The 14,194-nt window shown below is 44.9% G+C and carries 7 protein-coding genes; 2 read left to right on the forward strand and 5 right to left on the reverse strand.

Features of this window, described 5'->3' with window-relative positions; genetic code table 11:
- Window position 1: 1 nt before the first annotated feature.
- From B4G94_RS12575 to B4G94_RS12595, 5 genes are all read right to left on the reverse strand, one after another.
- Window positions 2-1,792: a hypothetical protein gene (locus B4G94_RS12575; RefSeq protein ID WP_286859228.1), complete on the reverse strand. Its 1,791-nt coding sequence runs from the start codon at window positions 1,790-1,792 to the stop codon at window positions 2-4.
- A 2-nt stretch (window positions 1,793-1,794) separates the two neighbouring features.
- Window positions 1,795-5,307, reverse strand: coding sequence for a TonB-dependent receptor (locus tag B4G94_RS12580; protein WP_286859229.1), 3,513 nt, complete (start codon window positions 5,305-5,307; stop codon window positions 1,795-1,797).
- 131 nt (window positions 5,308-5,438) lie between these two features.
- The gene (locus B4G94_RS12585) at window positions 5,439-6,677 is read right to left on the reverse strand and encodes a FecR family protein (protein ID WP_286859232.1); all 1,239 of its coding nucleotides are present in this window, start codon (window positions 6,675-6,677) and stop codon (window positions 5,439-5,441) included.
- Window positions 6,678-6,773: 96 nt separating this feature from the next.
- Window positions 6,774-7,355, reverse strand: coding sequence for a sigma-70 family RNA polymerase sigma factor (locus B4G94_RS12590; RefSeq protein WP_165308498.1), 582 nt, complete (start codon window positions 7,353-7,355; stop codon window positions 6,774-6,776).
- 366 nt (window positions 7,356-7,721) lie between these two features.
- The gene (locus tag B4G94_RS12595) at window positions 7,722-9,977 is read right to left on the reverse strand and encodes a GH92 family glycosyl hydrolase (protein WP_286859236.1); all 2,256 of its coding nucleotides are present in this window, start codon (window positions 9,975-9,977) and stop codon (window positions 7,722-7,724) included.
- A gap of 510 nt (window positions 9,978-10,487) precedes the next feature.
- On the opposite strand from B4G94_RS12595, the gene B4G94_RS12600 reads away from it, so the two are divergent.
- A complete protein-coding gene (locus B4G94_RS12600; protein ID WP_286859238.1) occupies window positions 10,488-12,320 on the forward strand; it encodes an alpha-1,3-galactosidase-related protein in 1,833 nt (610 codons plus the stop codon).
- Window positions 12,317-13,903: a sulfatase gene (locus B4G94_RS12605; protein ID WP_286859241.1), complete on the forward strand. Its 1,587-nt coding sequence runs from the start codon at window positions 12,317-12,319 to the stop codon at window positions 13,901-13,903. Before B4G94_RS12600 ends, B4G94_RS12605 begins: the two co-directional genes overlap by 4 nt.
- Window positions 13,904-14,194: the final 291 nt, after the last annotated feature.

Below are 14,194 nucleotides of genomic sequence, written 5' to 3' on the forward strand. Positions count from 1 at the left end.
ATTATTTCGTATGTTTTACTACCATAAATTTCGCATTGCCGGTTTCGGAGGTGCTTTTCAGATCACCTATCACCGCAATGGAGTATACCCCGGGTTCATGCAGTGGAACTTTACGCCCGACAGCAGTATAAAGTTTTGGGTTTGCTACAAGTTGCATACTGGACAGAGGTTTGACCTGTTCCAGCCAATCGCCGGGGATACGTGTTGGTAGCGAACTGTAAGCCATAAGCTGATAAGGGCCACCGACATCATTGGAGGCACTATAGAGCAGTGAAGTGTAAGGTTGCAGGATATTTAAAACTCCAGGAGCCATATTTACACCACTATCCATTGACCCTGTCCCAAAAGGACGGCCCTCACCGTTGGTGAATGTGGCATATGGCAAAGCTGCACAGAAATTCAGGAAACGGAAATTAAACATATAGCTGGACCGGACCCGGTCTATTGTTGCATTATTACCTGCCCCTTCTTTCCCTGTATAGACCGTCCCTGCCAAGTTATTGGCTGCTACTAAGGCCTTCGCTTTTTTGTCCTGATCCATGTAAAGCCAGGCCGTGTAATTTTGTCCGGGCTGTAGTTCAGTATCGATGGCGGCCAAAGCTTGTCCTGAAGCTGTTTCAATAACAATATGCTGCTGACCGCCGACCACCCGTAGATAGTTCGATGCCTTACCATATCCTGTGGCGGCTGTAACCTGGCCCTTAGTCTGCAACACCAGGTCTTGTCCTGTAATGGCATTGGCAAGCTGTATCTGCGCATAGGTCCGATTCAGGGGTTCGCTGATATCGGCTATAATCTGGAAACCATTTTGCAGTTCGCGGATATCGTCAGTACCCGTGGTCCAGGTAAATTCTTTGGGATGGACGACAATAGTATAGATACCGCCGGGTTGGAAGGTCTGAACCGGTGCATAGGTCTGGCCAGAAGACATTCGGCTAATGGCACCGCCGCCCATCTCCATGGTTGAGTTGAAGCGGTCAATAGTATTGTAATAAGTATGCCCCACAGCCGGAATCTGCCGGCCGTCATCCGTCAACAGTTTAAACTGATAGGTACCATAGGGTAGTTCCACATAATCCGACCAAGTATCACTGGCAATCTTTGTTGTGCTATTACCAACGGGGGTTCCATCAGCATAAGCCAATGTAATAGGTCCCGTAATATCTTCCATAGCGCTTGTTGGCATCAGCTTCTTGGCGAAATTAATGATCCGAATTTTAAAATGATCCGGACGTGCCGGAGCTGTCACACTGCGTGGTACCTCCACCAGCCTATCCGGTTTCTGCACCCTGCTTTCGTGATTGATCAGCAGGTAATAGTCCTTCGGAGCGTTGTAAGAATCGTGGACTGTAAATTCGACATCATGAGAAGCAATGGTCTTATTTGGTATCGGCACAAAGGTTGTCCTAAGACGTACTGTGCCATCGGTCTGAAAGAGATCCTGCGGCACGGTCCAGCTCTGCCCCAAGCGTCCATCTTTCGGAAAATAACGTGTTCCCGGTGGCGTCAGCTCTTCGGGTGGAATATAGCCCGAACGCTGTGGGGGCACAAAGAAATTTGTCAGACTGTCGCCATTAGCAATCAGCTGTGCATTCTCGGATAAATTGACCAAGCGTATATTTGAGGCTTTTTCAGCATCTGGATTAGGTCTATAGTCAAAAGTGTAATCTAAGTTTTCCCGTTTACAGGAGAGGACAAAAATACTGACCAATAGCAGTATGACCTGTAGCAGGGATAGCCATCCCATCGCATTCAAGCGCTGTCCATTATTTCCTTTTTTTTGCTGTTTCATACTTATAAAATGTTATAGGTAAATCCAACCATAATTTCTGTACCGCGTTTGTAGCTCCGGTTGAGGTATTCGCGTCCATACCATTTGCCACCTGTATTTGGATTGGCATAAACCGTTTTGATGGCCGGATTCAGGATATTCTTTGCGTAACCTTTAACGAGCAACCTCTTATTCAACTTTTGACTGAATACCAGGTCCATCATGGAAAATGGCCGCGTATAGAGATCCGGCTCTCCGGTAAGATTGATCTGTACCAGCCTCTCGCCTACCGTATTGTATGTCGCTGTGATATCCGTGCCCCATTTTTTATTGTTATAATTCAGCCAGGCATTGATACTATAGGGAGCCTGTTCAAAGAGCGGGCTATTGGTCGGTGCATTCCGGTCGATAGACCAGTTGGCAGCAAGCCGTTCCGGTGTTTTCTTAATATTGCTCTGTGCAAGCAACAGGTTCGACCCCAAGAAGAAATCCTGTGCGGGTTGCCAGAATGAGCCTAAGTTTTTCACCAGTTCCAGTTCAATTCCATAGACCCGGCCCCGGTTAGGGTCGTTCTGAAATTGAATGATCGGAAATTCCGGAAAAGTAGCGGCAAGTCCCTGTGTCTGTAGGCTGAACACCTTCACCAACTGATCATTGATTTCTTTCCCAAAGGCCGAAACAGCAATGACTTCACCGCTATTGGGAAACCATTCCCAGCGAAAATCCAGGTTTTTGGTCGACTGGTTTTTTAAGTTTCTGTTTCCGACGACCAAGCCCATCTGGAAAGCGTCAAATTCGTAAACATTAGTAATTTCCCGTAGTTCAGGTCGCGCCAGTGTGGTATTGAATGCAACCCTAAAGTTCATGTTATCGTTGAGGGTATACGTTGCATTGACTGAATAATACGGTTTGTAGCCCTGCTTATAGGCCGAATTTGGATTCTGTGGATTCAGGTTTACGGTCCCGTTTGCGTTGGCTGCTGTCAGGGATGGATCCAGATATACATTCGCCGTATCCACCGCGGACTGGATATTGGTATTTTCAAACCGCAATCCACCGGCGACCCGAAGTTCATCCGTCAGTTTCAGGTCCAGCATTCCATAGAACGCATTGGTTTCATAAAATCCGGTGTAATTGTTAGGTGATTTCTGGATGTTGTACAAGAAGCCCCCCACGGGAAAGTCACCTTCACCTACCCCGCCTGTGGGTACGCGCACACCGACCACCTCATTGCTGACCAGGCGATCCAGATTACCTTCCACATCATACAGTGGAATTGAGGAAAATTTACCAGGACCATAAGCACCATAACTTGTAAAATTAGATCCCGGCAGAAACAGTACGTTTTCCCCAAATTTCCGCTCACGGTTCAGGTAGTTGAATCCTGTTTTTAATTCCTGTTTATGGCCCAATAACTTAAAAGGAATCGTCAGATCAGCTTTGTAATTATAATTGGTTTCGTCCAGATTCCGCCAGCGCCGTCCATTCGGATCAGCCTGAAGAATACCGAAAGGACCAAATCCATTGACATAACCCGAGCTTAACGCATAATAGCGTTCGGTATAAACATAGTCTACATTCCCCGTATTCGGGAGATGGGCAATGCTTGGCCGCTCAATGGCACCGCCATAGCGCGGTTTGTAATCCACCATATTGACAAAGCGGTAATCCGGATCATTCTGGTTGGATTTGGATGACGCCATATTATAGCTCAACCGTGGTGAATATGCACTTGTTAAAAATTTGTGTTCTCCTTGTAGATTAAAGGTATGTAGCGTGCGGAAGGTTTGCTTTAGCGAGTAGGTGGTACTGTTTACTTCACCCGGTAAACCCGCATAGTAATATCCGCCACGCAGGTTCGTTGCCTTATTCTCCCCGCCCCAACTGCCCAGATACTGAAAACTCACTTCATGTCTAGGGTTAAAGCGATAGGTCAGACCACCCAATAGTCCATAATTAAGCGTCTCGACGCCAGTATTTTCCTTGTAGGTCTGATACTTGCCCATCACAATATTATTGGTGGTGGTAAAATTAGGGATCTTGCGCTGGCTATAGATATAGGGGCTGCCTGTGACCACACCTTGGTAAATGCTATATTGTGTCAGGTCTCCGTCGTAGATATTGCTTGTGCGTCGGTAATAGTTTCCGCCGAGAATCACGCCCAATTTATGTTTATCAAAAAGGGTGTAACTGTTACCGAACGTAGCGGAATACAATTGATTGAGTGGTGCTCGTTTGGTCTGTGAGGTCAATACGGGGTCAAATCCCTGCATAATGCCATTGATGCGATTGACCTCCTGGCGCACTTCAGGACTATAATTGCTCGAGGCAATCAGCTGCTGAATCGAACTGAGGCCATTGGGGTATTGTTTGGATAGATTCAGAAAGTCTTTGGAAAGATCTTTCTTATTGATTGCCGTACCTAATACGCCCATATCGCTATTCCAGAAACTGTTATACTTGCCGCCAACTCCGATATTGGAATTGAAGCCTGTCTGCGCGATCACTTCAAACGTCATCTTTTCTGGCACCGATTTGGTCTTCAGTTCGACGATGCCCGAAGCCGCATCGGCAGGCTTATCCGGTGTGACGGTCTTATAGACGGTAATATTATCCAATAAAGACGCCGGAACAAGATCCAATGGGATAGCACTGCGGTCAGGATCCGAGGATGCCAACCGTACGCCATTCAACTGTCCGATCACCGAGCGGTCGCCCAGTCCACGTACCGCCACGTATTTATCGTCGGTTATGGTCACCCCAGTCACACGTTGCAAGGCCTGTGTTGTGGTGATACTACCGGTACGTTCGATCAATTGAGCCGAGATCGCATCCTGTACGATGGATGCTTTGCGGCGTTCTTCGAGGACAGAGGCCTCCGTATTTGCGCGTTTTCGTGCCTGTACCGTGACTTCAACTTCCTCCAATGCAGTCGTTAGGGACTGCAAACGTATGGTTATATCAGCTTGCTGTGCAGTGACACTAAGTTCTTTCCGCTGGTAGCCCAGTGAGGTAAAGACAAGCACCCCATTTTGACCGGAGATCGCGATGGAAAAATTTCCATTTACATCTGTTGAGGTTGAATTTTTGGTATTCTTGACACTAATGGAAATCCCTACCAGTGGCTGTCCTGTACTCCCGTCCAGTACCCGGCCACGGACCGTGGTGGTCTGGGACAAACGAACAGGCTTTTTTTCGTCCACCGGATCTTCCGGTCCTGTACGGCGAATGGTTACAATCCTATTTTTGACCGTATAGGCAAAAGGAAGTTTTTCAAAACAGCGTTCCAGCACCTGTTCCAAGGGTGCATTCACCACATTGATCGTGATGCGCGGTGCATGATCAAAGATCTCCGCGTCATAAAAAAAATCATACCCCGTTTGTACGCTAATCTGTTCCATCAGATCAGCCAAAAGGGTCTTTTGCTTATTAATAGTTAGGCGCTGACCATATGTAGCTGCACTTAAATGTGCTAGTACACAGGTTAATAATACCATGGTGATTTTCATAACACGCATGACTTGATGAAAATTCATACTTTTGTCTTGTAGTTATAGTAAATGTTAAAAATTGACGACACATCTTTTTTAATGACTTTAGCTATTTCGGGCGGTGATGTTGGTAGCATCGCCGCTTATTTTTTATCCAATGTCATGGTAATGGGTAATTATTTCTTCACGATAATCCTCCTTTCTTTGATCTCCAGTTTCACCTTATTAATGGAAGCGATCATTTCCGTTACCGCCGATAGCGATTGACTTCGGGATACCTTTCCCGTAAATTTCATTGTGCTTAATTCAGGAGGACATTCCACCGTGACATCGTACCATCGGGCGATCTTGCGCAGAATACCGCCTAAGTCTTCCCGACGGAATATAAAATACCCATTTATCCAGGCTAAGTTTTGTTGTATATCTGCTTCCGAGAGCAGCATATTGTTTCCGACCAATGCCTGCTGTCCGGGTTTGAGCAATTCTGATTTCCCGCTATGTGCGGCAACGAGGCGTATGCTCCCTTCCAACAGCGTTGTACAGTCATAAGGTTCATCGGCATAAGCGTTGACATTGAAGGTGGTTCCCAATACCTGGATCACCTGTTTATCGGTCTCGACAAAAAATGGTACGCGTTCCTTATTTTCGTTAGTGATTTTGGCTATTTCGAAGTAGACTTCGCCGGTCATTTTTACCCGACGTTCTTTTTTTCCAAATTCCACCGGGTAGGTCAGTGAAGATGCCGCATTGAGCCATGCCCTACTTCCATCAGGCAGTGTGACACGATATTGTCCGCCATTGGGCGTGTTGATGCTATTATAGGATTGTGTGGATGCTCTTTTATCTATAGCGGCATAAACAATTTCACCTTCGGCTGTTTTTTGTACTTTCACTCCACCTTGATCTGCAATGCTTCCTTTGGCAGCATCTGATAAAGAGATCGTCGATCCATCTGCCAGTTTCAAGATAGCTCTGTCACTGCCGGGAGTGATACGGTTCTTTTGATGAACAAGTTGCTCTGACGGTTTGGCTCCCTGAGGGATCCACAACCAGAGCAACGCTCCCAGTCCAACAAATAACAGGATAGCTGCAGCATACCATTGTATCCGTTGTCGGATTGGGATAATACCTCTTTTACGTAAGTTCGGCTTGGTTTTATCCGATGGGATCAATTGCTCCTCTTCCATCCTTTCATGCAGACGACGCTGCCAAACTGTAATTTGCCCACGATCATGCTGTGGAACATCTGCCGAAGAATCCCAAAGACTGTTTGTCTGTTCAGCCATGATCTGATGTAGCAGGATCAAATTGTTCGGATCGTCCAGAAAATCTGCGATAAGCTGCTGTTCTGCAACAGTGCATTTTCCCTGTAGATATCGCTTTAACAGTTCATTTGTGATTATTTGTTCGTCCATTTTTTTGCTTCTTCACATATAAAGGCGCAGAAATGAGACTGTACCACCTACGGTCAATCAAAAAAAACACAACTAACTGATATTGAGAAATAAAAATTAAAAAAATAGATTTAAAAACAGTAGCAGAAGAGATAAGATTCCTTTACGAAAATGTTTTAGTGCAGCGACCATATAATTTTCGATGGTGTTGATAGATAGGTTGGTTTTCTGTGCAATCTCCTTGTAACTGAAGCCCTGCTCACGGCTGAGTACAAAAACCTCTTTACGCTGGGAACTGAGTCCAGACAAAAGCTTCTGATACTGTTCTTCTTCCTCCTGACAGCTCACTGCATAATCGGCCATGCGGTATTCCACCGCGGTAGTTTCGGCATAATCCGCCACTGTTTCCACAATATTGCGGCGCTGTTTGCGCAATTGGCTAATCACAGCATTGTGTGCCGCTCGATGGAGGTAATTATTTAGATTATCAGGAATACTAAACTCCTGGCGTTTTTTCCAGAGCCAGAACAGGATATCTAGTGCAATTTCTTCAGCAAGAAAGGCATCATTGAGATACAAGTGACATGTTGCATACAATTTTGGGGAATAACGGGCCACAAGCTCATTATAAGCTTTCAAGTCGTCATCCTGACAACAGCTTTCCAATAATTCGCGGTCTGATAAGTTCGTATAATTCACCCCTGGTCAAAATTTTCGATCCTAGTTCTTTTTCTCTGTATGACCGGCAAAGGAACATTCCTTTCATCGGTCACAATGGCAAGGAAGCATTTCCAGGCCAATTACAGGACATTATGCTTCCGGTACTAAATTCTTAAAGAAATATGTGGGCAGTGTGTGTTTAGTATTATGTTTCTGTTAAGTGCATTCTTTCGCAAATCTTTATCATTGTAGGACCGACTTGTCAACAATGGTCACAATAGAGAGCCTATGATCTGTCTCCGAAACCAATAATAGATAAATAAAAAAACCGTTGGAAGCACTTCCAACGGTCTATACCAGTTTTTTAAATTATAGTAATACCTTCTCTATTTCTTTCGATCAGGATTAATTTGCCCAGTTTCTGTTCGCTTTGTCGCCCATTACAAACTCGAGCGTACCACCGTTCAGGATATCCGCATGGTTTAGCTGTGTACTATTCAATGGTTTTCCGTTTAACGTAGCCGATTGGATATACTTATTTTTTGCTGACGCATTTTTTCCGATGATCACAAAAGATTTTCCGTTCGGCAGGCTTAACGTTGTTTTCCTGAAAAATGGCGATCCAATGCTATAGGACGCCAGTCCGGGTGTAACAGGATAAAAACCTATCTGTGAAAAAACAACAAAAGCAGACATACCACCACCATCCTCATCACCCGGTACCCCCATCAGGTCGTTTCTAAACCACTCGCCAATTAGTTTGTGGATACGCTTTTGTGTCATCCAGGGTTGTCCCGCATAATTATAGAGGTATGGAATATGAAGGGCCGGCTCATTGGCCATCGAAAACTGACCGACATTCCCCGTATGATCCGGTAGTTGTGCATAGAAATCAAATTTGGACCGTCCCAGCGGCTGTTGGAACATTTCATCCAGATACTGGACAAACAGCTGATTGCCACCCATTAATTTAATCAGATCCGGGATATTGTGCTGTACATCCCAGCGGTAGATCCAAGCATTATTTTCACCATAATACCCCCTGGCTCCTTGTCCTCCGGCGAAGACATAGTCAAAAGGCATGATAAAATTACCTTTTTCATCTTTGGGGTGGAAAAATTTGGTCTGTTGATTAAACAGATTTCGGTAATTGAAAGACTGCTTCATAAACAGATCATAATCCGCTTTTATACCCAATTCGTTCGCCAGTTGCGCGAGACACCACAAGTCATAAGAAGTGCCGAGGGTAACCGCTACAGGCTGACGTTTTTCAAAGCCATGTACTTCTGGGTAAATTTCCTGTTCGCCCGGGTGCAAAGCCGGAATATAGCCCTTTTCTTTGAAAAATTCATCCATTTTTCCTGCAGGCTTGCCCGACCATGGCGCCAACGTTTTTTCGGTAATCGCTCCTTTTGCAGCCAGATATGCTTTCTGAATATCAAAACCACGAATCCCTTTCCGATAGGCATCCAGTAAAGTTGCTACGCCATGGTTGGAATTCATTCTGCGGCTATCTCCTGTGATCTCTGGAAAAGTCGGCAGCCAAGGCCTGTCCATCTGCTCCGACATCCGCACAAAGGAATGGAGAATATTCGATTCTGACGCTGGGTCCAGAAGAACGCGTAGGGGGTGATGGGCGCGATAAGAATCCCATATCCAGTCATCTGTAAAAAAAGGTTTACCTTCATCCGAATGTACTTTGCCGTCAAATGCACTAAAATAACGCCCCCCTTCAGAAATGTTGACCGGCCGCTCATAAGTGCGGTACAAAGAGGTATAGAAGACATTTTTGTCCGATTCACTGTCGCCTTCCACAGCAATCTTTCCGAGTGCTTGATTCCAGATTTTACGGCCATTTTCTGCTAGTTTCTTTTGATCAAAATCAGCAATTTCACGGTTCAGATTTGCTTTAGCCTGTACTGCGTCAATAAAGGAAACGCCGTACTTGATTTTTAAATTCGCTCCTGCCTTGTCAAATTGCAGGACAAGACAAGCATTTCTGCCCTTTGCGTCCATACCTTTTTCTAATTGCTGACCCTGCAGTTTACTAACTCCAGTTGGTTGAATATCAGGAACGGCATAGATATACACACGTGTGCCATTGCCAATTTCCTGACTGCCTGAAAGAGCTTGTCCATCCCAGTTCAATTCCCCGTCGCGTGAATTGAACTGCAGGTATGTTGTCGCTGTGCTCGGAAAAGCAAACGTGTACATGCCCGACTGATGAGACAGCGCATAATCTACTTTAATATCTTCCTGATCTAAAACAACTGAATAACGATAAGGCTTAATCTCCTCCTGATCATAACTGTACAACTGCACAGGTTTAAGCTCCTTGGGCAACTGCAGCATTGGGCTCAGATTAAAAGCCGACGATCCACGATGGCTCGTAACAATAAGTGGAAGGCCATACAGACGATCCGAGGTAAAATCGTCCCTTTCGGGATAGACCCGCAAGATACTGTTAGGCAGATGGACAGTCGGGTAAGTTGGCACCAGTAAATGACTGATATTACCCATATATGGATTGACATAATCCACAAAATCTTTTTGTTTTTGGGACTGGGAAAAACCTTTTAGCAAAAAGATAGACAAAAAAGAAAAACAACAGACTGTCCGTAGAAAGGTTTTATGTTTCAGATTGATATTCTTATTTAGCATTCTAGAATTATTAAGTGATTAATGGTTTAAGGGCCAAACATCCGTTTCGCCCTTAAAGATAATTTTTTTTGACCACATTTATTCCCTCCGTATCCATTATTTAGGTCCTTTCAGGAGGCCCGTTTGTTTTACTTGTTTAATACTACCATCAGCATGATCCTCCAGGCGGTCTATGCAGATCGAACGCGGCCAATCAATGAACTCGCTTTTTTTGCGAAAGTTCACTATGATGATAAAAGACATACCGTTCCCTTCACAATTTAGATTTAGCCTGATCTCAAAAATATAAAATTTTAGAGAGAAACCGAACATTTATCCAACTATTAACAGCTCGTCAAAACAGCCTGTTTTTCGCGATCAACAACGACATATGATGGTTACCTGTGTTGCTTCCGTTCGGGTAAAAATATCGCTACGGACCGAAGTAGAATTGGGATGTTAAGGGATAATGCCTATATTCGGCAAGCATTCATCCAATTGGCTACAATAGCGCATAAACCATCAATCAATATGAAATTACATACGTGCTGGGTACGATCGACACTGATTACTTTACTGGCAACATGCTTTTACCTGAACAGCATTGCTTCACAAGCCCCCAAAATCGTTTATCTTTCCGATTACGGTGTGCTTCCCAATACCGGGACCAATAGCGCTGTTACAATCAATAAAGTCCTTCATACAATTCTCAGAAAGGCCAATAGAAATCAGTCTCTAGTTTTAAAATTCAAAAAAGGACGCTATGACTTTTATCCCGAGGGCGCATTATCACGAACATACTATATTTCCAACCACGATCAGGACAATCCCAAAACAATAGGTATCGCATTCGAACAATGCAGCAACCTCACGATCGATGGCCAGGGCTCAGATTTCATTTATCATGGCCGGATGTTGCCGATTGCATTGATCGAAAATAAAAATCTGACCCTTAAAAATATCCATATAGATTTTGAACGCCCACAGATCTGTCAGGTCCAGATCCTGAAGAATGACACGATCAATGGCACGATCGTTTACAAGACAGCTCCCTGGGTGACTTACACAATCAAAGACAGTGTATTTTACAATACCGGCGAAGGTTGGGCCATGCGTCCAACATCCGGAATCGCCTTTGAGGAAAAAACCAAACGCATCGTTTACAATACCAGTGATATTGGGGTAGGAACAAAAAGAGTAACCGAGCTTTCGCCGGGTATTATCCAAGCCGAGCAATGGAAAAATCCAAAGCTTATTCCGGGCACCGTCGTGGCCATGCGTGCAGGACATCGCCCCAGCCCAGGTGTTTTTGTCCATAAAGGCAAAGACATACGACTCGAACATATTAGCGTGCATTATGCCGAAGGTATGGGTTTATTGGCACAGCTCACCGAAAACATCAGCCTCGAAGGATTTCAAGTGGCACTGCGCGGTGATCAAGATCCCCGATATTTTACAGCGCAAGCTGATGCGACCCATTTTTCAGGTTGTAAAGGTGTTATTGTCTCTAAAAATGGGCTATACGAAAATATGATGGACGATGCCATTAACATCCACGGCACTTATCTCAACATCACGACAAGACTGGACAATAAAACACTGGTGGGCCGTTATATGCATGACCAATCCTACGGATTTGACTGGGGTGATGCCGGAGACACGGTGCAGTTTATCCGATCAGGGACGATGGAACTTTGGAACCAGAAAAACCAGATTCAATCCATTCAGATATTGCGCAACAAAGAGGATGATCCGGTCCGTGAATTTAAGATTACGTTCAAACAGGCGCTCGATCCGGAAATAGATCCTGCGAAAACAGCGATCGGTATTGAAAACCTCACCTGGACACCTCGCGTTGTTTTCAGCGACAATACCATTCGTCACAATCGTGCACGCGGTGCTTTGTTCAGTACACCGAGAAAAACCCTGGTCGAAGGGAATCTTTTTGACCATACCTCGGGCACTGCAATCCTACTCTGCGGCGATGCCAACGGCTGGTATGAGACCGGCAGCTGTCATGATATTGTGATCCGGCACAATACATTTATCAATGCGCTGACCAATATGTTTCAGTTTACCAATGCGATTATCTCGGTCTATCCTGAAATTCCTGACCTCAAAAATCAACAAAAGTATTTTCATAGCGGTATAGTCATCGAAGATAATCTTTTTGAGACCTTTGATAAACCCATACTCTATGCGAAATCCGTGGATGGTCTAGTTTTTCGCAACAATCGAATCAGAACAAACAGGGCGTATCCGGCATTCCACTGGAATAAAAAACCTTTATTCTTCGAGCGCGTCGTTCACGATGAAATTTCGAATAACACCATCGATGGCAAACCATTTCATCTTTCGCTATGATATCCTTTAAAAACAACAGCAACCTGATTTTATTGCTGTTATTTAGCAGTGTGGGACTAAGATGCCTGGCACAGTCGGCCAATCAGTCACAGGATCTCAATACGAATGAACGCCCCAATATTGTGGTATTTTTTGTGGATGACCTGGGCTGGCAGGACATGTCCGAACAATTCTATTCCACCAAAACAGCTATTAACGAGAAGTTTCATACACCACACATCGAATCGTTGGCCAAAGATGCCGTCAAGTTTACCAATGCTTATGCTACGCCGGTATGCACGCCCTCGCGGGTGAGCTTTCTCACAGGGTTAAATGCAGCACATCACCGGGTAACCAATTGGACACATCCGAAAGCCAATACAGCTACCGACAGCAACGATGAGATCCTTAATCCACCTGACTGGAACATCAATGGATTGAGTCCGGTACCAAATATTCCTCATACCATATATGCGACACCATTTCCCAGCATCCTTAAGTCTAACGGTTACTACACCGTCCATATCGGTAAGGCCCATTGGGGATCCGCCGGCACACCTGGCGCCAGTCCGCTTAATTTGGGTTTTATGGTCAATGTGGCCGGCCATTCGGCGGGACATCCACAAAATTACTATGGCGAACAGAACTATGGCAACCTTCCGAGCAAAACCAGTTATCAGGCTGTACCGGACCTGATGGAATACCATGGGTCATCCACTTTTCTGACGGAGGCACTGACGCAGGAAGCACTGAAAGCACTTGAGGAACCTATTCGTCGCAAGGAACCCTTTTTCCTCCATTTTTCCAATTATGCTGTTCATGTCCCAATTCAGCCCGATCCGCGTTTTGTACAGCGCTACCTCGACCGGGGTCTGGACTCTACTGAAGCAGCTTATGCCTCTTTGGTGGAAGGCTATGACAAAAGTATGGGCGATATTGTCCAGTTTCTAAAAGACAAAGGCATTTACGACAATACGGTTATTATCTTTTTGAGCGATAATGGCGGGCTCAGTCTCAGCCCCCAGCGTTCGGGAGAAGTCCATACACAGAATCTGCCGCTCAAAGCGGGCAAAGGTTCTCTTTACGAAGGGGGCATACGTATTCCACTGCTGATAAAACAAGCCAGCAGGCATGAGCCGAGCAGTAATCCTACACCCGTTATGGTAGAAGACCTATTTCCAACGATTCTCCATATGGCAAAAATAAAGGATTATCAACTCGTACAGCGCGAGCCGGATGGCAAGGATCTGACGAGTCTGCTAGCAGGCAAGAATGACGACCGATGGAATAACCGTCCCCTTATCTGGAATATACCCAATAAATGGACTGTTCCGGATGGTCCGGGTATCAATTTCTTTTCGGCGCTACGCCAAGGCGACTACAAGTTGCTTTATAATATGAAACAGGGGAAATTAGAGCTCTACAATCTGAAGGAGGATATCGGTGAACGCAACAACCTCGCTCCCCGAATGAAGGAGAAAACAAAAGCACTCAGCAAGTTACTTTCCGATCAACTTCGGATATGGAAGGCACAGCTGCCGACTTACAAGGCTACTGGACAACAGGTTCCCTATCCTGATCAGCTAAAATCTGTAGACCAATAGCTTTTATTGTCAACAAAATAGTTTTTTAAGTTGGCTCAACTTTTATAGAAAGCCTTGCGATCAAATCGCAAAGGCTTTTATTTTAAACCTAATAAAACTGATACATGATTAACACGGATAAAGCTACTGGATGGGAAAAAAATATTAGCTGTCGTTAATCAACTTCTGTAACCAGCTGAATAGATCTACGGTAACTTTATCTTGAACAATGCAGTAAACGCATACGGAGGACCATGAGCCGTACAGCACATTAAAATTGAGCTTTACACAAAAACAAAAGATTACCGGGCT

The organism is Sphingobacterium sp. UBA7625 (assembly GCF_002484085.1).
Classification (GTDB): Bacteria; Bacteroidota; Bacteroidia; order Sphingobacteriales; family Sphingobacteriaceae; genus Sphingobacterium; species Sphingobacterium athyrii.